The sequence below is a fragment of the Gordonia sp. SCSIO 19800 genome (assembly GCF_018132775.1).
Taxonomy (GTDB): Bacteria; Actinomycetota; Actinomycetes; order Mycobacteriales; family Mycobacteriaceae; genus Gordonia; species Gordonia hongkongensis.
Genome location: NZ_JAGRQM010000012.1, coordinates 129,856 through 151,145, shown reverse-complemented (window position 1 = coordinate 151,145; position 21,290 = coordinate 129,856). Strand labels below are relative to the sequence as shown.

The 21,290-nt window shown below is 68.8% G+C and carries 17 protein-coding genes; 7 read left to right on the top strand and 10 right to left on the bottom strand.

Annotated features, from left to right (window positions below; genetic code table 11):
• Positions 1-233 precede the first annotated feature (233 nt).
• Positions 234-1,562: a ClC family H(+)/Cl(-) exchange transporter gene (locus KB201_RS15305; RefSeq protein WP_068970721.1), complete on the bottom strand. Its 1,329-nt coding sequence runs from the start codon at positions 1,560-1,562 to the stop codon at positions 234-236.
• Positions 1,563-1,588: 26 nt separating this feature from the next.
• Positions 1,589-2,626: an Lrp/AsnC family transcriptional regulator gene (locus KB201_RS15300; RefSeq protein WP_211539644.1), complete on the bottom strand. Its 1,038-nt coding sequence runs from the start codon at positions 2,624-2,626 to the stop codon at positions 1,589-1,591.
• Between the two features lie 144 nt (positions 2,627-2,770).
• Here KB201_RS15300 and KB201_RS15295 point away from each other — a divergent pair, with 144 nt between their 5' ends.
• A complete protein-coding gene (locus KB201_RS15295) occupies positions 2,771-4,336 on the top strand; it encodes an MFS transporter (protein WP_211539643.1) in 1,566 nt (521 codons plus the stop codon).
• A gap of 16 nt (positions 4,337-4,352) precedes the next feature.
• Here the strand turns inward: KB201_RS15295 and KB201_RS15290 are convergent, their stop codons facing one another.
• Positions 4,353-5,267 (bottom strand): helix-turn-helix domain-containing protein, encoded by a 915-nt coding sequence (locus tag KB201_RS15290; protein WP_211539642.1) that lies wholly within the window; start codon positions 5,265-5,267, stop codon positions 4,353-4,355.
• A 112-nt stretch (positions 5,268-5,379) separates the two neighbouring features.
• Between KB201_RS15290 and KB201_RS15285 the strand changes: the two genes are divergently transcribed.
• Genes KB201_RS15285 through KB201_RS15275 form a run of 3 tightly spaced genes read left to right on the top strand, consistent with a single transcriptional unit; the run spans position 5,380 to position 9,460 of the window.
• Complete coding sequence (locus KB201_RS15285) at positions 5,380-7,095, top strand: thiamine pyrophosphate-binding protein (RefSeq protein WP_211539640.1); 1,716 nt, start codon at positions 5,380-5,382, stop codon at positions 7,093-7,095.
• A 32-nt stretch (positions 7,096-7,127) separates the two neighbouring features.
• Positions 7,128-7,919: an SDR family NAD(P)-dependent oxidoreductase gene (locus KB201_RS15280; protein WP_249145647.1), complete on the top strand. Its 792-nt coding sequence runs from the start codon at positions 7,128-7,130 to the stop codon at positions 7,917-7,919.
• Entirely contained in the window at positions 7,916-9,460 is a 1,545-nt protein-coding gene (locus tag KB201_RS15275; RefSeq protein WP_211539636.1) for a long-chain-fatty-acid--CoA ligase, read from the top strand. The genes KB201_RS15280 and KB201_RS15275 overlap by 4 nt, the downstream gene beginning before the upstream one ends.
• 22 nt (positions 9,461-9,482) lie before the next feature.
• Here the strand turns inward: KB201_RS15275 and KB201_RS15270 are convergent, their stop codons facing one another.
• From KB201_RS15270 to KB201_RS15245, 6 genes are all read right to left on the bottom strand, one after another.
• Positions 9,483-10,385, bottom strand: a complete 903-nt coding sequence (locus KB201_RS15270; RefSeq protein ID WP_205333897.1) for an LLM class flavin-dependent oxidoreductase — start codon at positions 10,383-10,385, stop codon at positions 9,483-9,485.
• 88 nt (positions 10,386-10,473) lie between these two features.
• The gene (locus KB201_RS15265) at positions 10,474-11,757 is read right to left on the bottom strand and encodes a fatty acid desaturase (RefSeq protein WP_068970719.1); all 1,284 of its coding nucleotides are present in this window, start codon (positions 11,755-11,757) and stop codon (positions 10,474-10,476) included.
• A gap of 8 nt (positions 11,758-11,765) precedes the next feature.
• Positions 11,766-12,878, bottom strand: coding sequence for a ferredoxin reductase (locus KB201_RS15260; RefSeq protein WP_058249872.1), 1,113 nt, complete (start codon positions 12,876-12,878; stop codon positions 11,766-11,768).
• A 142-nt stretch (positions 12,879-13,020) separates the two neighbouring features.
• The gene (locus tag KB201_RS15255) at positions 13,021-13,500 is read right to left on the bottom strand and encodes a DUF456 domain-containing protein (protein ID WP_068970718.1); all 480 of its coding nucleotides are present in this window, start codon (positions 13,498-13,500) and stop codon (positions 13,021-13,023) included.
• A gap of 15 nt (positions 13,501-13,515) precedes the next feature.
• Positions 13,516-15,198, bottom strand: a complete 1,683-nt coding sequence (purT, locus tag KB201_RS15250; RefSeq protein WP_211539633.1) for a formate-dependent phosphoribosylglycinamide formyltransferase — start codon at positions 15,196-15,198, stop codon at positions 13,516-13,518.
• 79 nt (positions 15,199-15,277) lie between these two features.
• Entirely contained in the window at positions 15,278-15,634 is a 357-nt protein-coding gene (locus KB201_RS15245; RefSeq protein ID WP_211539631.1) for a UBP-type zinc finger domain-containing protein, read from the bottom strand.
• Between the two features lie 43 nt (positions 15,635-15,677).
• On the opposite strand from KB201_RS15245, the gene KB201_RS15240 reads away from it, so the two are divergent.
• Entirely contained in the window at positions 15,678-17,270 is a 1,593-nt protein-coding gene (locus KB201_RS15240) for a Na+/H+ antiporter (RefSeq protein ID WP_211539628.1), read from the top strand.
• A gap of 113 nt (positions 17,271-17,383) precedes the next feature.
• Entirely contained in the window at positions 17,384-17,782 is a 399-nt protein-coding gene (locus KB201_RS15235; RefSeq protein WP_068971291.1) for a hypothetical protein, read from the top strand.
• A 9-nt stretch (positions 17,783-17,791) separates the two neighbouring features.
• Here KB201_RS15235 and KB201_RS15230 read toward each other — a convergent pair whose 3' ends face one another.
• Positions 17,792-19,345 (bottom strand): adenylate/guanylate cyclase domain-containing protein, encoded by a 1,554-nt coding sequence (locus KB201_RS15230; protein ID WP_068971295.1) that lies wholly within the window; start codon positions 19,343-19,345, stop codon positions 17,792-17,794.
• Between the two features lie 335 nt (positions 19,346-19,680).
• Between KB201_RS15230 and KB201_RS15225 the strand changes: the two genes are divergently transcribed.
• Positions 19,681-21,030, top strand: coding sequence for an IS110 family transposase (locus KB201_RS15225; RefSeq protein WP_211539627.1), 1,350 nt, complete (start codon positions 19,681-19,683; stop codon positions 21,028-21,030).
• Positions 21,031-21,290: the final 260 nt, after the last annotated feature.

The window sequence follows — 21,290 nt, the reverse complement described above, 5'->3', positions numbered from 1 at the left end:
ACAGCACCGTCAGCCACGAAGTAAGTCAGACCCAAACCCGGTCAACCACCCACACCCATTCTCACTGCCACGAAGGGCTTCGCAACGTGTCTCACCAGGCCCTTCGTGGCTCGTCGCTAACGCTCCTCGCACCTCAGGGGGCAATGGTTATGCCGTTCTTTCGAATTAGGGACCAGTGAGTGTGTGGCTCTTCCGGATTAGGGAGCACGGGCGGCAGCTCGCAAGCTCGCTGCTCAGGGAGCGGAGGGAGGCTCTTCTCGTCCAGCCGGTTTCGCGAGCATCCGCTCGCGAAGAGAGTCGTAGACCGGCGGCGACCCGGACAGATGGGCGACGAGCACCGCGGCGGCCGTTGCGGCCAGCATGGGGAGGGCGACCGTCGTCGTCGCGGTCATCTCCATCACGACGACCATCCCGGTGAGCGGGGCCCGGACGACCGCACCGAACAGCGCCGCCATCCCGGCGAGAATCATCGCGCCCCGGAATCCCGACGCACCTGAATCCGGTTGTTGCACAATGATGTCGGCGACCTCGGCGAAGGCGGCACCCCACAGGGCGCCGAGCGCGAGCAGCGGTGCGAACAGGCCACCCGGCGTGCCCGCGGCATAGGAGAGCGGACCCGCGACGAACCGGACGAGGAAGAGCGCGACGAGTGCGGGGAGTACGACACCGCCGTCGACGACCGCCTGGGTGAGGCCGTCCCCGCCGCCCGCGGTACGAGCGTCGAGGGCGAGAAGCGCACCGATCGCCGCGCCGATGAGGGCGGCGCGACCGATCGGCGGCACCCGCGAGAATCGACCGACCCAGCCGAGGGTGCCGAGAACCATTCGGCTGTAGGCGATCCCGATGAGTCCGGAGACGAGACCGAAGACCACGAAGACGGGCAGCACCGTCACCGACGGCACGTCGAGCGAGGGCACGTCGAACTCCGGGCGGTCTCCCAGGATGACCCGTCCGGCGGCGACGGCGGCCACCACCGCGAACACCGTCGGCACCACGAGGCGCAACCGGACCGAGCGGCCGACCTCCTCGAGTGCGAAGAGCGCGCCGCCGATCGGAGCCGTGAACGCCACTGCCAGTCCGGCCCCGCTGAGCGACGTCTGCATCACCCGGACGTCGGCGTCGTCGAGACCGCCGCGCCGGCCGGTTTCCGCACCGACGACCGAACCGATGTGCACCGTCGGGCCTTCCCGGCCCAGCACGAGTCCGGAACCGATCGCGGCGAGCGCGCCGACGAACTTGGCCGGGATGAGGCGCAGGGGCGCCGGTGACGCCTCCCCGCGCTCGACGGCCTCCACGTGTTGGATACCGCTTCCCGCCGCGGTCGGCACCAACCGGACTGCGAGCGCGCCGAGCGCCGCACCGGTCGCGGTGACCGCAATCGGGAACAGCCACCCGGGGACACCGAGTCCCGCCGACCAGTCGAGCATCTCGACCCGCCAGCGGTCCAGGTGGTTCAGGCACCAGCGGAAGGCTCCACCGAGTACGCCGGTCAGCAGACCGGCGATGACCGCCAGCAGACACAACCGCACCAGGCCGCGGTCGGCACGCTGTGGCGAGATCACACGTGGACGCTACCCCGCCGCGGGCATCACACCGGCTGAATCAACCGCCCCTGCACCACAAGCGAGGCGTTCTGCTTCAGCCGGCGCATCCGGATGCTGACCGAGTACCCGGTGACGCCGCCGATCGCGGCGACCCGGGTGCGCAGATAGTCGTGGAAATGCGCGGTGTCCCGGCAGATCACCGACACCATGAGGTTCCACTCGCCGCTGATCGCCGCCGCGAACGCCACCTCGTCGTGAGCCGCGAGTTCGGTGCCCACCTGATCGAGAGCCGAGGGGGTCACCGTCAACCACAGCGTGGCGCTCAGGTCGAAGCCGAGCCGGTCGGGGAGGATCTCGACGTCGTAGAAGAGCGCACCCCCGCGCTCGAGCGTGCGGAGCCGGCGGCGCACTCGTCCGACCGTCCATCCGCAGATCCGAGCCAGTTCGCGGTGCGCTCGCCGACCGTCCTGGGTCAGCGCGTCGATCAGCACGGCATCGCCGGCCGTCAACCGCGTGCCACCCGCCGGGGCATCCGACGACGGATCGTCCTGCTCGGGGTCCTCCGGCATGTCGTCGACCACAGCAGCCGCAGCGGAAGCGAGGAGGTCGCGGTCCCGGTCAGAGAGGTGGCCACCGAATCCGGTCCACCTCGACGCGGGGTGACCGGGATCGAAGGCGTGCAGGACGAGATCGATGCGGACGTCGGTCACCGAGGCTCGGGCGGGGAACGTCTTGGCGATGGCCTCCTCACCGGCCACGCCGAGCGGCGCCCGGATGAGACAGATGATCTCCGCACCACCGGACGCGACATACGCGAAGGCGACATCACGCCGGCGAGCGAGCGAGGACGCGAGCGGTTCCATCCGGTCCGGACGGCACCGCACCCGCGCCACCCACTCCGACTGGCCGCGGACGGACGGCTTGATGATCCCGACGACCTTCATCACGCCGGCCCGCCGCATCGCCTGGTAGCGGCGCGCCGCGGTCTGCTCCGAGATCCCGGCCACCTCACCCAGCTGGCGGAACGTCGCACGCGGCGACACCTGCAGCGCACGGAGGATCGTGCCGTCGATGTCGTCCATGGTGGAGGAAGTGTATCGCCGCGCGACCCACAGTGCCGTATCGATACCGGCACTCGGGATCTGTGCGTGGTTTCGTAGACGCGGACCAGACAATGAACTCCTGCCCCGTTCGGCGACCCTCATCGACCTGCGAAAGCGAGCGCGTTGACCGCGACCATCTCCCCCGTTCCCACCGGCGTACCGACTCCCCCGGCCCGTCGGACGGCCACCGTGGTGATGGCCTGCCTCGGCGTCTTCGTCGCCTACCTGCCCATCACGAGCGTCGCCGTCACCCTGCCGGCGATCGGCACCGCCTTCGGCGCCTCGACCGCCCAGTTGTCCTGGGTACAGGACGCGTTCGTCCTGCCGATGGCCGCATTCATCCTCACCGCCGGAGTATTCGGCGACGTGTACGGCCGACGCAAGGTCTATCTGGTGGGGCTCTGCCTCACGGCGTCGGGCGCGTTGGTGGCGCTGTGTGCGAATTCGATCAGCATGGTGTGGATCGGACAGGCGCTCGCCGGAACGGGCGCGGCCGCCCTCCTGCCCACGACCCTGGCACTGATCAGTCACGCGGTCCCCGACTTCCGGGAACGGGGCAAGTTCATCGGCATCTGGGCGTCGTCGCTCATGCTCTCGCTGACCGTCGGGCCGCTGGTCGCGGGTCCGGTCGCCGAGTCCGCCGGCTGGCGATGGATCTACCTGCTGCCGATCCCGATCGCCCTCATCGCGCTGGCGGTGGCCGCGACGATGCTCCCGGAATCCCGCGCACCCCATGCCCGTCGCCTCGACTGGCCCGGCCAGATCTCGGCCGCGATCGCCGTCACCGCACTCGTCTTCGGCGTCATCGAGGCCGGCGTCTACGGCTTCGGCGACCCCCGCGTCGTCGTCGCGCTGCTGGCCGCCGCGGTCGCCGCAGTCGGGTTCGTCGTCATCGAAAAGCGTTCGGCGAGTCCGATGCTCGACCTCGACCTGTTCCGGAGCCGCGCCTTCACCGCCACCACCCTGGTCGCGATGATCGCCTTCCTGGCTCTGATCGGGTTCATCTTCGTGCTGAGCATGTATTTCGGGCTGGTTCAGCAACTCGGCACCGTCGAGGCCGGTTGGCGGCTGGCCCTCATGAACGGCGCCTCGATGCTGGTCGGCGGGCTCGCCGGCAAGATGATGCATCGGATTCACGCCCGGTTCCTGATCGGCGGCGGACTCCTGATGGTCGCCGGCGCCCAGTTCGCGCTGCTGACCCTCGACGCCCACACCTCCTTCGCCGCCATCTCGTGGCGTCTGGTCGTGCTCGGGCTCGGAATGGGACTGGTGATGGCGCCGATGACCGCGACCGCGGTGTCGGCCGTGCCCTACCACCTGTCGGGGATGGCCGCGGCCGGGAACAACGCCTTCCGTCAGGTCGGCGGCGCGCTCGGCCCGGCCGTGCTCGGCGCCCTCTTGACCGCCGGTGCGGTGAACTCGTTGCCCCAGAAGCTGATCGATGCCGATGTCGCCGAGCCGGTACGTGACCGGGTGATCGGCGCGGTCGACACCGAGGGCCTGGCCGCCGCGAGCGGCCTGAACCTCGGCGCCGACGCCCCGGCCGTGATGAACGCCGTCGGCGACGCCTTCCTCGACGGAATGCGTCTGTGCCTCACGTTCTCCGGCGTGCTCACCGCGGCCGCTGCGATCCTCGCACTCGTGATGCTGCGCCCCGGGCGGGCCGTCGAGGAGCAGCCGACGGGTTGAGCACCCGCACGATGACCTAGGGCCGGCCGGGCGTGGCCCCGCCGAGCGCTTCGGTGACGGCCGCCGCGGCGGCCCGCACCCGGCCACCGAGTTCGATGACATCGCGCCCGCGCATCGTCGTCCGTGCATCGACGACCGCGACGATGACCGCGGGCACCCCGCCGGGCGCGAAGGCGACCGCGTTGACGGAGATGGGCCGGTAGTCGGCGGCCGGATCGATCTCCCCGACCACGACGTCGGTGGACAGACGACGCTGCGCCTCGCGCAGTGCGGAGACCGCACGCTGACCGGCGACACCCGTTCCGCGCAACCCCGCGACGGTTGCCGACAGCGACTGCTCTCGCTGGTCGGCGCACTCCACCGCGTACCCGCGGGCGCGGATCACCTCCAGCATCGGCCGGTACAGTTCGCGCAGTTCGGCATGGTCGATCCCGACGTGGTCCGCCCCGAGGAGCAGCCACTCGTCGAGCCGGTCGGGCGGGTACCACGCGGCCAGCCCCGCACCCAGCGGCGGCGCGATCTCCAGGGTGTCGCCCAGTCGCAGACCGAGCGTGCCGCGGCGACCGGTCACGGGCTGCACGATCTCACCGATGGCGAGATCCGCTCCGGAAGGCACGAAAGCGATTGCAGCCATGCTGCTTTCGTCAGCCAGGTCGCGCATGAGCGGGCGGGCGACCTCGACCGGGGCCATCGCCCGCGACGCCGCCTCACCGATCGGGACCACCGCGGGTCCCAGCCGATAGCCCTTGGTGACCGGGTCCCGGAGGAGCCAGCCCGCTTCGGTCAGCGCGATGACCATCGGATAGCACGTGGGCTTCGAGACCCCGAGATGCCGCGCGATGTCGGCCAGACTCCGGGCCGTCGTCGGCTGGTCGGTCAGCAGCTGCATCAGCATGACGATGCGTTCGGTCTGCGGTGAGGAGCGCGCCATCCGCCCATCGTGCCACCAGCAAGAGTGTTCGCATAATGCGACTCTGGCATCGCACTGTGATCGCAGTTACTCTCAGCCGCACACGTTGGACGGCTCTCGAAAGGTCCCCACAATGGCAACTGTCAATGGCGGTCAACTCCTTGCCCGCGCACTCGCCCAGGCCGGCACGACGGAGGTCTTCACCCTCCACGGCGGACACCTCGACGCCTTCCTGATCGCCTGCGCGGGAGAGGGAATCCGGCTCACCGACACCCGCCACGAGGCCAGCGCCGGCCACGCCGCCGACGCCTACGCACGCGTCACGGGCGGGTTAGGCGTCTGCGTGGTCACCTCGGGACCCGGGTTCACCAACGTCTACACCGCGCTGGCCAACGCCTACCTGGATCGCTCGCCGACGCTGTTCGTCGTCGGGGCGCCTCCGCTGCGCGAGACCGAGACCAACCCGCTGCAGGGTGGTTTCGATCAGATCGCCTCCGCCGACCCGGTCACCAAGTGGGCCTACCGGATCACCGACGCCGCCCGCCTCCCCGAGATCGTCGCGCTCGCGATCCGCAAGGCCACCAGCGGCGTGCCGGGTCCGGTCCTGCTCGAATTGCCCATCGACGTCATGTTCGGCGAGGCCGCCGACGAGCAGGTGCGCTTCCCCACCAACTACCGGGTCTCGACGCGGTCCGGGGCGGACCCCGACGCCGTGACCCTTGCTCTCGATCTGCTGCAGACCGCATCGAACCCCGCGATCGTGATCGGCGGCGGGATCACCTTCTCCCGCGCCGAGGAAGCGCTCGTGGCCTTCGCCGAGACCGTCGGCGTACCCGTCTTCTACCCGGGCAAGGCCGACGGTGCGATCCCGGCCGACCACCCGCTCGCCGGTGGCGGACTGCTGTCGATGGGCACCATCCCGGCCCTCGGTGCGCCCACACCCGACGTCGTCGTCATGGCGGGCACGCGAGCCGGGATGTTCACCGGCGGCCGCGCCAGCATGTTCCCGGGCGCCAAGATCATCCAGATCGACATCGACCCCGCCGAGATCGGCCGGATCTACGACGTCGAGGTGCCGATCGTCGCCGACTGCCGCGCCGCGCTGGAACAACTCACGACTGCCGCCGCCGGACGGACCTGGCCGGACTGGACCGAGTGGGCGGGCACCGTCAAGGCCGCCAAGGGCGCGCACGCCGCCGGATTCCCCGACGCGACCACCGACTCCGGGAAGATGCACCCCTACTTCGCGGCCAAGGCCATCGTCGAGGCCTGCCCGCCGGACACCATCTTCGTGCTCGACGGCGCCGAGGCCCCGTCCTGGGCGGAGTTCTTCGTCGCCGTCGGCCGTCCGGGGAGCGTCCTGCGGCTGGGTTACCTCGGATGCCTCGGTGTCGGACCGGGATTCGCGATCGGAGCGGCACGGGCCCGGCCCGGCGCACCCGTGGTGCTGATCACCGGGGACGGCGCGGCCGGTTTCCACCCGCAGGAGTTCGACACCATGGCCCGTCACCACCTGCCGGTGACCACCGTCGTCTTCAACAACGCCGTCTGGGGTATGTCGATCCACGGACAGGAGGCCGTCTTCGGACCCGAGGGCGTGGTCGTGTCCGAGCTGGCCGACAGCGACTACGAGAAGATCGCGGAGGCCTTCGGCGGAATCGGCATGCGCGTCAAGCACCTCGAGGATCTCGCGCCCGCCGTCGACAAGGCACTGGGCGCCGGTGTCCCCGCATGCATCAACGCCGAGATCGAGCCGGGCGTCGTCCACCCGATCACGACCTTGATGCTCGGCGACGTCACCAGCACCGACGAGATCGTCGTCCCCTACTACGAGAACCTGCCCCGATGACCACCGACCACACCCGTCGAGAGGGAGAGACCATGACGGACAAGCGTGTCGACGGCAAGATCGCCGTCGTCATCGGCGGCGGCTCGGGTATCGGCGAAGCCGCGGCGCGGACCCTGGCCGCCCACGGTGCCACGGTGGTCGTGGCCGACGTGAATCTCGAAGCGGCCGAGTCGGTTGCGGGAGGGCTCGCGGGCGGCGGGCGGGCTCGGTGGGTCGACGTGACCGACGAGGACTCGGTCGCGGCACTATTCACCGGCGTCGCCGACGAGCACGGCGGTGTGGACATCGCGGTGAACTGCGCCGGACTCAACATCCCCGGCTTCATCGTCGATCTCGATGCAGCACAGTGGCATACGACCGTCGAGTTGTGCCTCACCGGCTCGTTCCTGGTGACCAAGCACGCCGGACGAACCCTGAACGACGGCGGATCACTCATCGGCATCGCCTCACTCAACGCCCGTCAGCCGGCCGCCGGCTTCGCGGGCTACTGCGCGGCCAAGGCGGGCATGGTGATGCTCGCCGAGGTCGCCGCGCTCGAGCTGGCCCCCCGCGGGATCAGGGTCAACTCGATCGCGCCGGGACTCGTGGACACCCCGCTGGTGCAGACGCTCACCTCGATCCCGGCCATCCAGGACGACTTCACCGCGAACACCCCACTGGGGCGCAACGGCCGACCGGAGGAGATCGCCGACGCGGTGCTCTATCTCGCCTCCGACGACTCGCGGTGGGTCACCGGGGAGACGATCAACATCAACGGCGGGGCGCACCTGCGCCGGTACCCCGATGTGATGCGCCACCTCGCCGACCTGTCGGCCGCCGAATGACGGCGCCGGCCGAGTACCGTCTCGCCGAGCAGACCCGGCTTCAGGCCCGCCGGCGGGGAAGCGCACCGGCGTTGTCCGGAGCCGGGATTCACCTCACCTACGAACAGCTCGACGACCGCACCAGTCGCCTGGCGAACGTGCTGCGTGACCGCGGTATCCGAGCCGGCGATCGGATCGCCGTGTTGGGAAAGAGTTCTCCGGAGATCATCGAGACGGTACTCGCCGCCGCGAAGATCGGCGCGGTCACCGTGCCGCTGAACTGGCGGCTCTCGGTCCGCGAGCTCGGCGAGGTCGTCGACGACGCGCAGGCACGTCTGATCGTGTGCCACCGCGACTTTCTCGATGCGGTGACGGAGATCCGTTCCGGTGCAGACGCTCTCGGCGAACCGATCGCGTTCGGTGATCCACGACCATCGCTCTCCTACGAACAGTTGCTGGCCGCGTCGTCCCCGAATGATCCGGGCCACGTCGGCGACGCCGACGACGTGGTCCTCCAGCTCTACACCTCGGGTACCACCGGCCGGGCCAAGGGCGTGCTCACCTCCAACACCAACCTGGGCGCCTGCACGCAGGCCGGCGGGCCGTGGGGTTTCGACGACTCGTCGGTCAGCCTCTGCGCCATGCCCCTCTTCCACATCGGCGGGCTGGGCTGGGCGTTGGTGGGGCTCGCCAACGGTGCACACAACGTGGTCATCGCCGACTTCACCCCGGAGTCCCTCTTGGACACCCTTGTCCGCGAACGCATCACGAATGTCTTCCTCGTACCGACCGTCATCGGCATGCTCGTGGACGTACCGGGCGCCGACCAAGCCGATGTCGGGGCCTTGCGGTCGATCGCCTACGGGTCCGCGCCGATCACCCCCGCACTCCTGCGACGGACGCTGCGCACCTTCGGTACGCCGCTGTTCCAGGTGTACGGACTCACCGAAACCCACGGCGCGGTCACCCAACTCGACGCCGCGGACCACGGCACCGACCCCGAGCGCGCGCACCTGCTCCGCTCCGTCGGCCGCCCTTACCCCTGGGGGGAGCTGTCCATCAGGACCGCATCGGGCACCGAGGCACCGAGCGGCGAGCAGGGCGAGATCTGCGTCCGGACACCACAGGCGACCCGCGGCTACCACCGGCGCGACGCCGAGACCGCGGTGACCATCGATGCCGACGGCTGGCTGCACACCGGCGACATCGGCCGAGTCGACGCCGAGGGCTACGTGTACGTCACCGACCGGCTCAAGGACATGGTCATCACCGGCGGTGAGAACGTCTATCCCACCGAGGTCGAGGCGGTTCTCGGCGACCACCCTGACGTCGCACAGGTCGCGGTGGTCGGGCTGCCGCACGACACGTGGGGCGAAGAGGTGACGGCGTTCGTCGTGGCCACCCCGGGGCACGAACCCACCGGGGCCGATCTCCGCGCGTTCGCCCGGACCCGGTTGGCGGGCTACAAGGTCCCGAAGACCGTGCACGTCGTGACGGCCCTCCCGCTCGGGGCGACCGGAAAGATCCTCAAACGGGCTCTGCGGGAGCAGTTCGCATCCTAGGTCCGCCCGGCTCCCCGATCCGTCAGGAGAACGCCGCCGCCACGTCCGCCGCGCGCCGGAGCTGACCGGGGTCCGAACTTGTCGGGATGAGTTGCACCTCGTCGGTACCGATGTCGGCAAACCGCCGCAGGACCTCGGCGAGCTCGGCCTCGGTGCCCGCCCACCCGGTGGTGGGTGCGATCGCGTCGACGAACTCCGACGGGATCCAGTTCATGTAGTGATGCAGGTGCCGGGTCACCTGCGCTCGGGGACCGTCGCCCTCACCGATCGCGAACCAGAACGACGTCGCGAGATGCGGTGCCGCCCGACCGGCATCCGCCCATGCCGACCGGGCAATATCGAAGAGCTCGTTCTGCTTGCCGGCATCGAGATCGAGGGTGACCCCGGCGATTCCGTCCGCCCACTCGACCGCGCTACGAATCGTCTTCGGCCCGGTGGTCCCGACATGCAGTACCGGACCACCCTTACGATGCGGCGGCGGACCGACCGGCAGGACCGACTCGGTGAGTTTCTCTCCGGCCCACACCCGTTTCATCGTCACGGCGCGTTCGGCCAGTTGGCGCATGGTCTGCGTCGACGGGTCCGCGCCGACCGCCCGGTAGTCCTCGTGTCGCCCGCCGACCCCGAGTGCCACGGTGAGACGTCCTCCCGACAGCATGTCGCCGGTCGCCAGCGACTTGGCGAGCATCACCGGGTCGTGCAGCTGCGGCACGACGACCGTCATCACGAGCGGCACCCGTCGGGTCCACGCCGCCAGCGCGCCGAGGAGGGTCAGGCATTCCGGATTGTCGAACGCGATGCGTTCTCCCCAGCACAGTGAGCTGAACGGACCGTCGTCGATGGTGGTGGCCCACGAGTGGAGCATCTCGGCGTCGAGATCCGGCTCCATCACAGGCATGGTCATCCCGATGCGCACGAGCGCCATTCTGACACGGACGCACGATGCCCCGGGGGTTATTCGCAGATGTCGCGCATCGTCGCGAGAAGCGCAACGATGCGCGACATCTGTTATGTCACAACTGGTTCCATGCCGGGCGGCCCGACGCGGCCCGCCCCACATGCGCCGACCGCACCGGGGAATTCTTGAGTTCACGCAACGCCGTCCGCAGACCCCGTCGCTTCCCGGTCGCCGGGTCGACGCCGAAGTGGTCACTCATGCCCTCGCGGATCGCGAAGCGCAGCTCCGACGCCGTCTCCGGCGCGTCATCCGACGTCGCCTTCAACAACGAGTTCGGCAGTGCCAGCTTCGCGATGGTCCGGAACGACTGGGCATATTGACCCAGGAGGGTCCCCGTCGTGTACGGCAGGTCGTATTTGTCACACAACTCGCGGACACGCACACCGATTTCCTCGTACCTACTGCTCGGCAGGTCGGGGAACAGGTGGTGTTCGATCTGATGACTGAGGTTCCCGCTCATGAACCGCATCAGCGGTCCGGCCTTGAAGTTGGCCGATCCCAACATCTGACGCAGATACCAGCGCGGTTGGTCCTCGTTCTCGAACTCGTCGACCGTGAACTTCTCGGCTCCGTCGGGGAAGTGACCACAGAAGATCACCATGTACGCCCAGTAGTTCCGGATGATGTTCGACGTGAAGTTCGCGGTGAGCGTCGTCTTCCAGTTCGGACCCGCCAGAGCCGGGAAGATCAGATAGTCCTTGGCCGCCTGTTTGCCGACCTTGGTGCCGATCACCCGGAGATCCTTGGCCGCCTGACGGTAGGTCTTCTCTTTGTTGCGCAGCTTCTCCGTCTCCAGATGGTGCAGCGCCACACCGTATTCGAAGAACGTGCCGAGCGTCAGGTTGTAGATCGGGTTACCGACGTTCCACCACTCCCAGGGCTGGTCCCGGGTGACGCGCAGGATTCCGTAGCCCACGTCGTCGTCCATCCCGACGACGTTCGTGTACTTGTGATGGACGAAGTTGTGCGAGTGCTTCCACTGCACGCTCGGGCAGGTGGTGTCCCACTCCCACGACGACGAGTGGACCTCCGGATCGTTCATCCAGTCCCACTGGCCGTGCATCACGTTGTGGCCCAGTTCCATGTTTTCTATGATCTTGGCGAGCGAGAGCATCGCGGTCCCGGCAGCCCAGGCGACCTTCTTGTCGCTGAACATCAGGGCGAGCCGGCCACCGGCAGCGAGGCTGCGCTGCAGGGTGATGGCCCGGCGGATGTACTTGGCGTCGGCCTCGCCCCGCGACTCCTCGATGTCACGACGGATGGCGTCCAACTCGGCGCCGAGGGTTTCGACGTCGCTCTCGGTGAGATGTGCGTATTGATCGATGTCGGTGATGGCCATGAAGCCTCCTACAGATCTAGGGTGCATTCACCAGACACGGCGCTGATGCATGTCTGGATTCGTTCTCCTTCGCGACGTTCCTCGCCGGTGCGCAGGTCACGCACGTAACCCCCGGCGAGCGGCACGACGCAGGTCTGGCAGATACCCATCCGGCAGCCGAACGCCATCTGGATTCCCAGGTTCTCCCCTGCTTCGAGAAGTGTTGTGGCGCCGTCGATCTCGGCTTCCTTGTCCGAGATCGCGAACTTCACGGTGCCGCCCTCGCCACCGTGGTCGGTGCGCGCGATGGCGAACCGCTCCACGTGGAGACGTTCACGCAGGCCGCCGTCCTCGTAGTGCGACTCCATCGCGTCGAGCAGCGCGACCGGTCCGCAGGCCCAGCATTCGCGTTCACGCCAATCCGGCGCCCACTCGTCCATCCGCGAGACGTCGAACTTGCCCATCTCCTTGGTCAGCTGGAGATTCAGATCGTAATCATCGGCCTCGTCGGCGAGCGTCTCCATCTCGTCGAGGAAGATCACGTCGTCGCGGGTGGGCGCGGAGTGGATGTGCACGATGTCGGGTGTCTGACCGTGCGAACTCAGCTGCCGCAGCATCGCCATGACGGGAGTGATCCCGCTGCCCGCGGTCACGAACAGGATCTTGCCCGGAACCGGCTCGGGCAGGTGGAAGTCGCCCTTGGGCGACTGCAGCCGGATGATCGTCCCGGGGCTGACGCCGTCGACGAGATGCGACGACAGGAATCCGTCGGGGTTCGCCTTGACCGTGATCGCGATGGTCTTGTCCTCGTTGGCGCCGAACGACGTCAACGAGTACGACCGCCAGTGCCACTTGCCCTCGATCTGCAGACCGATCCCGACGTACTGGCCCGGTTTGTACGACTCGGGGAACCCCCAGCCCGTCCGGATGGTGACGGTGGCGGTGTCGTCGGTCTCCTTGGTCACGTCGAGCACCTTGCCGCGGAGCTCGCGCGCGCTCCACAGCGGATTGATCAGGTGCAGATAGTCGTCGGGCAGCAACGGGGTGGTCGCTCGGGCCACCAGACCCCGGATGATGTTGACCTCCGGCTTCCGGGCCTCGACCCCGGCCGCCGGCCGCTTGCTCCACTTCAACAGGTTCACTCAGACTCCTCCCCTAGAAATCCCCACGGCTGGAGTTACTGACCGGTATTACCCTTCGGTGCACGACTGTACACATCAATCGGTGACCGCGATCACAAGATTTGATACTGGCAGGTCACGACCGGTGCCGCGACCCGTTCGGTCACCAGGTGAAGGCGCCGCCGGTCCAGATGCCCGTCGCGATCAGCGCGAAGAGGAGTTCGATGCCGATCGTCTTCACCGCCGCCTTCAGCGCCGAGAACGCGCCCCGCCACGCGCCGTCGAAGCTGCGCGTGCGGACGAGTTCCGATGCCAGCGCACCCACGATGAAGCCGAGCAGCAGGCCGATGACGGGGACGACGAAGAAGCCGACGATGCCGACCAGGCCCCCGACCACGATCGTGCGGTTCGGGATCGCGTCCGCGCGCAGCGACCGGCCCGCGATCAGGTACTTGAGCACCTCGCCGACGCCGATGACGACGAGGGCCAGAGCGAATACCGACCAGGCCCAGCCACCCACGACGAGGGCCCAGACGAACAGTGCGCCGACGATGAGCAAGGTGCCGGGCAGGATCGGCACGACGATGCCCACCAGGCCCACCAAGATCACCGCTGCGACCAGCAGCTCACCCCAGAACGGCACCCGGACCTCGTCCGATCACTCGCCGGGCTTCGACGACGCACCGGGGCGCGCGTCGGCGGGCCGGTCGTCGGTCTTGACCATCGAGGTCATCGCCGGGGCCTGATCGTGCGGGGCCTTTTCGTGCGGGGCCGGCCGTGGCGGCGGGCCCGACGGACGCGGCGGGGTCCCCGACGGGGGTATCGGCGCGGGCGGTACCGGGCGCGGACCCCCGGCCGGCCGCGGTACGGGTGGCCGGGGCCCGGGCGGCGGTCCCGGACGACCGGGCGGCGGTCCCAGCGGCGCACCCGGCGGTTTCGGTACACCGGGAGGCGGACCCACGGGTCCGCGCGGCGGGCCGACCGGGCCGGGCGGTGGCCCGGGGCGTCGCGGAGGCGCCGGGGGCGGGGTCGGCGGAAGGTTAGTGGCCTTGCGAACGGCCGGGCGGCCCGGCACGGGTGTGACGAGCGACGCGGCGCGGACGGCACGCTCACGCGCGACCGGCACGTCGTCGGCTGTCGCGGTGACCACGCCCATGCGCCGGCGGTGGAAGCTCTCGGGCTTGCCGAACAGTCGGATGTCGGTCTCGGGTACGGCAAGTGCGGCGGCGACGTTCTCGAAACCGATCGCCGGCTCGTCGAGTTGCCCGTAGATGACGGCCGAGGCACCCGGGGACGCGAGCGTGACGTCGACCGGGAGACCGAGGATCGCGCGTGCATGCATCTCGAACTCGGACAGGCGCTGGGTCGCCATCGTGACGAGGCCGGTGTCATGGGGCCGCGGGCTGACCTCGGAGAAGTAGACGTCGTCGCCCTTGACGAACAGTTCGACGCCGAAAACGCCGCGCCCGGCCAGCTTTCCGTCACCGAGGGCGGTGGCGATGCGCGCCGCGATCGAGGTCGCCGAGGCGTGCGCGTCGGTGCTCATCTCATGGGGCTGCCAGCTCTCCACGTAGTCGCCGTTGATCTGCCGGTGGCCGATGGGCGCACAGAAGTGGGACGTGAGCCGGCCGGTGGCCGGATCGATCGCACGAACCGTGAGAAGGGTGATCTCGTAATCGAATTCGACGAAGCCCTCGACGATGACGCGACTGCCCTGCACCCGACCGCCGGTGTTCGCGGTCTCCCAGGCCGAGGCCAGCTCCTCGGGGCCCCGCACGACCGACTGTCCCTTGCCCGACGACGACATGACGGGCTTGATCACACACGGGAACCCGACCTGGCGGGCCGCGACGGTGACCTCCTCGAGGGTGCCGGCGAAGAGATACGGCGACGTCGGCAGCCCGAGTTCCTCATCGGCGAGACGTCGGATTCCTTCGCGGTTCATGGTGGCGACGACAGCGCTCGCGGTCGGGATGACCTCGGCGATACCGCGTTCGGCGACGTCGACGAGGGCCTCGGTGGCGATCGCCTCGATCTCGGGCACCACGTACGCGGGACGATGCTTGTCGATGACCGCGTGCAGGGCGGCGGGATCGGTCATGTCGATGACCTCGGCATGGTGTGCGACCTGGTGGCCGGGCGCGTCGGCGTAGCGATCGACGGCGACGACCTCGACGCCCAGGCGCTGGAACGCGATCACGACCTCTTTGCCGAGTTCACCTGCTCCGAGGACCATCACCTTGGTCGCGGTCGGACTCAGCGGCGTGCCGATGACGTCCGGCGGCCCGGTCGTCGGCGCCGGCTGGGCTGCGCTGGTCGCACTCTCGCTGTTCGACGTCATCCTCAAATCCTACTTGCCGCCAGCACAGATCCCGGCGCACTCCTCCACCTCGTCGGACACACCGGGGACCGTCGGGTGGTCATCCCGTCACCTCGTGCACGAAGCACCACCGCCACACCTCGCCCGGCTCGGCCGAACGCATGACCGGGTGCCCGGTCTCGTGGAAGTGACCGGTCGCGTGTCGTCGCGGGCTCGAATCGCAACAACCGATGTGCCCGCACGTCAGGCACTTCCGCAGATGTGCCCAGTGGGTCTCGCCGATCGCGACACAGTCCTGGCAACTGCGGTCGTCGCCCGATGCCGGCGCCGGGTCGGCGGCCGGCGCGGCGTCGAACGACTCCAGTTCGACGCAGCGCGCCGTGCTCGAGGCGTCGGAACCGGACCCCGGCGGCCCGGGCGCGGCCGCGGACGATGACTTCCGCCGAAAGATCTTCATGCCCGACATTATCCATCGGGCCGGCGCGATTAGAGTCGCTCGAATGGGCGCATCGCTACTGCTGGTCGCGGTCATCGCCGTGGCGGTCGCCGCGTTGTGTCGTCGCTATGGCTGGTCCTCGCCGCTGGTGCTGGTCACCGTCGGTCTCGGGATCGCATGGATTCCCGAGTTGCCGTCGGTGGCCCTGGAACCCGAGCTCGTGCTCTTCCTCATCCTGCCGCCGCTGCTGTACTCGGCCGCGCAGGAGAGTTCCTATCAGGCGTTCCGCGCCAACTGGCGTGCAATCGGATTCCTGGCGGTCGGCCTGCCGCTGGTGACGACCCTGGTGGTCGGATACGTCGCATACCTCGTCGTCCCCAATCTCCCGCTCGCCGCGGCACTGGTCCTCGGCGCGGTCGTCGCGCCGCCGGACGCGGTGTCGGCGCAGGCGATCGGCCGCCGGCTCGGTCTGCCGCGCCGGATGATGACGCTGCTCGGCGGCGAGAGCCTGCTCAACGACGCGACGGCCCTCACCGCGTTCCGGATCGCGCTCGCCGCGGCGGTGGGGGCCACCGCGACGGTCGGCGAAGGCGTCCTGACGTTCGCGGTGGCCGCCCTCGGCGGCCTGGTCGTGGGCCTCCTCGTCGGGGTGGTCGTGTCCTGGGTGCGTGTCTGGCTCACCGACCCGCCGATGGAGACAGCGATCGGCATCATCGTCCCGTTCGCCACGTACTACGCGGCCGAGGAACTGCACGGTTCGGGTGTCATCGCGGTGGTCACCGCCGGTCTCTACCTCGGCCACCGGTCGGTGCGGCTGGGCTATGCGACGCGCCTGCAGGACGAGGCGGTGCGCAAGTCGATCGACACCATCCTCGAGTCGTTCGTCTTCTTGCTCATCGGGCTCCAGCTGCCCATGCTCATCGAGGGTGTCGAGAACGAGTCGTGGACGCAGATCGCCATCGACGCCGCGGCGGTCCTGGCGGCGACGATCCTCGTGCGCATCGTCTGGGTCTACCCGGCGACCTATCTGCCCCGACTGCTCTCGCGACGGATCCGCGACCGCGAGCCGCCGCCGAGTCCGGCGTCGGTGTTCGTCGTCTCCTGGGCCGGTATGCGTGGCGTGGTGTCACTGGCCGCCGCGTTCGCCATCCCCGTCTACACCGAGACGAATGAACCGTTCCCCGCCCGCGCCGAGATCCTGTTCCTGACATTCGTGGTCGTGGTGGGGACGTTGCTGATCCAGGGCACCACCCTGCCCTGGGTCATCCGCTTCCTCGGGGTGAGCGGCGACGAGCGCGCCCAGGACCGGCTGGCGTATGCGGCCGCGCAGGACCGTGCGTCCCGGGAATCCGAACGGCGCCTCGACGATTACGCCACCGAACTGTCCGACGACGATCCGCGCCGGCTCCAGGTGGCGATGCTGCGCAAGTGGATCACCACGCAGCGCAATGTGGCCTGGGAGGAACTCGGCCGGGGTCCCGAGGATCTCGGCGAGAGTCCGACGTCCGCCGGGGCACGACTCCGGACGGAGATCCTGCAGATCCAGCGCGCGGTCTTCATCGCCGAACGCGATGCCGGACGCATCGACGACGAGGTGCTGCGAATCGCGTTGCGCCGGCTCGACTTCGCCGAGGGGCAGGGCGACCGGGATCCCTAGCTCCCTGAGGAGCCCGGAGCTTGCGGAGGGCGTCTCGAAGGGTCCCCCATCCGAACGAACCCGGGGAGTTCTGCCCATTCCCACTCGACAAGCCCTGTCCTACCTTCGCTCTCATGAACACGACCATCACCCGCCTGGCCACTGCCGGCGCTTCCCTCGTTCTCACCGCCGGCGCGCTCGCCGTCGGCACCTCGACCGCGGTTGCCGCGCCCTCGGCACCGTCCTGCGATGCCGGACAACGGACCGTCACCTCCGTCGTCACCGACCGGTCGGCGGCGTCGATCTGTCAGTGGCGCGCCGACGGCACCCTCGAGTACCGGGGTGTCGCGCGTTCGAGTGGGAACACCCTGTGCATCCCGGTGTCCGAGGTGCACGTGCAGGAGAACGGCAGCGGCCGTCACTACTACGTCGCCTACAACAACGGGTACAAGTACTCTGTCTTCGACGGACTGGGCCTGAGCATCGTCGGCCCGGACGGGCGGTTGATCAGCTCCGAAGACGCGATCGGCTGAGCGAGACCCTCACTCGTCGTCGACAAATGCGGCGAACACGGTCGTCTCCTCGGTCCGGCCGCGCAGCGAGGTGGTCTCCTGCTCCTCCCACCGCTCGGCCTCGTCCCGCTGCGCGGCCTTGACCGCCCGTCCGGAGGCCAACGGCCGCCGCGGATCCCGTTTGGCCAGTTCCGACAGGCGGGCACTCTCGTTGACCGGGTCACCGATGACGGTGTACTCGAATCTCTCGATGGCACCGACGTTCCCGGCGACCACGGCCCCGTGGCTGACCCCGACCCCGGCCGACAGGTCGGGCACCTCCTCGGCCAGGCCACGGGCGATGTCGCGAGCGGCGGCAAGAGCGCTGCCGGCGGCGTCGTCGAGGTCGATGGGTGCACCGAAGATGGCGAGCACCGCGTCGCCCTCGAATTTGTTCACCAGGCCGTCGTGTTCCTCGACCGCCCGCACGATGACCGCGAAGAACTTGTTGAGAATCTCGACCACCTCGGTCGGACGGCGCTGTGCGGCAAGTGTCGTCGATCCGATGACGTCGACGAACAGCGTGGCGGCGAGGCGTTCGGTCCCACCGAGTTCCGGGTTCGACGACATGGCCGCCTCAGCGACTTCGTGGCCCACGTGCCGCCCGAACAGGTCCCGTATCCGTTCTCGCTCACGGAGTCCGGCGACCATCGAGTTGAAACCGACCTGCAGGTCGCCGAGTTCGGTGCCGTCGTAGACGACGAGGTCGGCGTTGTCGAGGTCACCGTCGCTCACGCGGTTCATCCCGGCGCGCACGCTGCGGATGGGGCCGGTGACGCTCATGCTCGACAGCAGCGTCAGCAGCAGGCCGGTGAAGAGTGCGGTGACCCCGAGGACCGTGGCCCCGACGAACAGGTCGAGCTTGGAGGTCTCGTCCCGCGCGAGCCCGAAGGCCAGCACCAGCAGGATGCCGATGATCGGGATCGCCGAACCCACCATCCACGAGACGACCGAGCGCGCCTTCACACCGGTGCGTTTGCGTCGACGGTGTCCGGCCGAGATCAGTTCCGCCGCAACGGGGCGCAGCGTGAAGTCGATGAACAGATACGAGATCGCCACCACCACGACGCCACTGAGGCTCACCACGAACAGCGTCTTCGGGATCAGCTGCGGGTCGACGATCCCGTACATGATGGTGAGCATCACGGTGGCGATGCCCCACAGGAATCCCTGCACCAGTGACAACCGCCACGGCAGCCGCATCGTCCGACGGGCATCGCGCTTGGTCGGCGCGACGTCGCGGATCGCCCAGCGCAGATCACGGACGCCGACGTAGGTGCCCCATCCGATTCCCACGACGAAGGCTGCGGTGATGTAGACGGGCACCACGATGAAGTTGACCCACCACAGTTCAGCGGTGAAGATGGTCGGCTGCGGGATGCCGACCGCGGTGAGCGCGACCGCGACGATCGCCCCGAACAGGTTGGCCACCACGATCGACGCGGTCAGCAGCGTCTGGATGCGGACCCGCTGTTTGACCGAGCTCTCGCCGACGGAGCCGAGCAGGATGGACCCGTAGTCGCGACTCCCCCGCTTGGCACGCATGGGCACTAGCTAATCACGAGCCGACCGCGATTCCGCGACGAGCTCGCCGAGCGGAGCATCACCCCGCCCCAACCCTGCTCTCTAATCCGAAGAAAGCGACCCCATTGCTCCCTGAGGTGTGAGGAGCGCAAGCAACTGCCCGCCGCCCCACTGGCCCCTGAGGTGCGAGGAGCGCAAGCGACGAGCCACGAAGGGCCTGGTGAGACACGTTGCGAGCCCTTCGTGGCTCGCTTCGCTCGCACCTAGTAATAGCTGGAAGGGCTTTGGTAACTGGGACATCCTCCTGATGTGGTCATAAGGGGCTTGGTTATCCCAACCACAAAAGGAGGATGTCAATGTCTAAGGCTAGTCGTTTGAGTCGAGGTGACAAGCGTCGGAACGATCGGTTGACCCGGTTCCGGGGGATCGTGCGCCGCGACCACGCGGTCGCAGCGATCGATCTGGCATCGAACAAACAAGTCGTCGCGGTGGTCGATCACGACTCCCGCATCGTGGCGCGCCGCACGTTTCACTGCGCGCCACCACAGTTGGCCACCGCGATCGAGTGGAGCCGTACCGCCGCTGCTGCTGCGGGGTTTGCCGGCATCGTCATCGCGTGTGAACCGACCGGGCATCGCTGCAAAACAGTCCGAGACCTCACCGCTGCGGTCGGGGTGCAGATGGTGTGCGTGCAACCGATCGCCGTCTCTCGCGCCCGGGAGACCGAAGACTTCACCCACGACAAATCCGACGACAAAGACGCCCTGCTGATCGCACGGTTGACCACCCAACTCCACCTCTACCTACCCGAACACGCCGACGAGCAATGGAGCAGGCTACGCCACCTCGGTGTGCGCCGATCCCAGCAACTCACCCGCCGTAGCGCAGCCCAACAACAAGCCCGCGATCTGCTCGAGAGCAGCTGGCCAGAAGCGCTCGACTGCGCCGGGCAGCCGTTCAAATCGGTGACCTGGCTGGCCGCGATGGCCGTCATCGGCGCTGACCCGACACCCCTGACCGCCCAGAGCAGCCGCGACCAGGCGGTGGCGTGGCTACGGGAGCAGGTGCGCGCCGAGCTGCCCCGCTGGGGTGGGCGTCGGGTCACCACCCGCATCCTGGTCGCACTCGTCGACGCCGCCTTCGCGACCGAGACCACGATCACCGGCGAGGCTGGTGCGCTGGAACGCGCCCGCTACGCTCTCGACGATTTCGGGCACGCCCGCACCGCCTGCGAGCAGGTCGAACACCTCATGATCGAGGTCCTCACCGGGCTGGGCCTACGCGCCCTCGCCGAGTCCATCCCGGGGGTTTCGGCGGTCTCGGTCGCGGCGATCCTCGCCGAAACCGGGGACCTGACCCGCTTCGATTCCGCACGCGCGGTGGTCAAACACGCCGGACTGTGCCCGCGGGAGAACTCCTCCGGCAACTACCGCGGCACCACCCGCATCAGCGGGCGTGGCCGGCCCTTGTTGCGGGTCGCCGCCTGGCGGGCGGCATTCGCCGCGCTCACCCACAACGAGGTCTACGCCGCCCGCTACCGCCACCTGACCAGCCGAGACACCAACCAGCTCAACCCCAACCAGGCCCGGGTCGCGATCGCTGCCGCCCTATTGCGGCAACTGTTCGTCGTCATCACCACCAACACTGCCTGGAACCCCGACATCGCTGCCGGCCGTACCCGACCCGCCGAAAGGACCGCCGCCTGACCCCTAAACCCTCCGGCCGGGACAAGCTCGCTGCACCTTGGGCACCCAAGCCCGACCCTGAGCCTGAGCAGTCCCCACCCCCGGCGCGAACCAAGCTCGAATGAAGGCTGTTGGGTAGCAACCCGTTTGAACGCTAGGTAGAGCCCGCGCCAGGCACGACCCCGGCCAACCCGAACCCCCCACCACGCACCCATCCCGACACGCCAACCGGCCGCCGGGCCGAACACCCACGCCCACACCCACCACAGGACCCTGTTGAC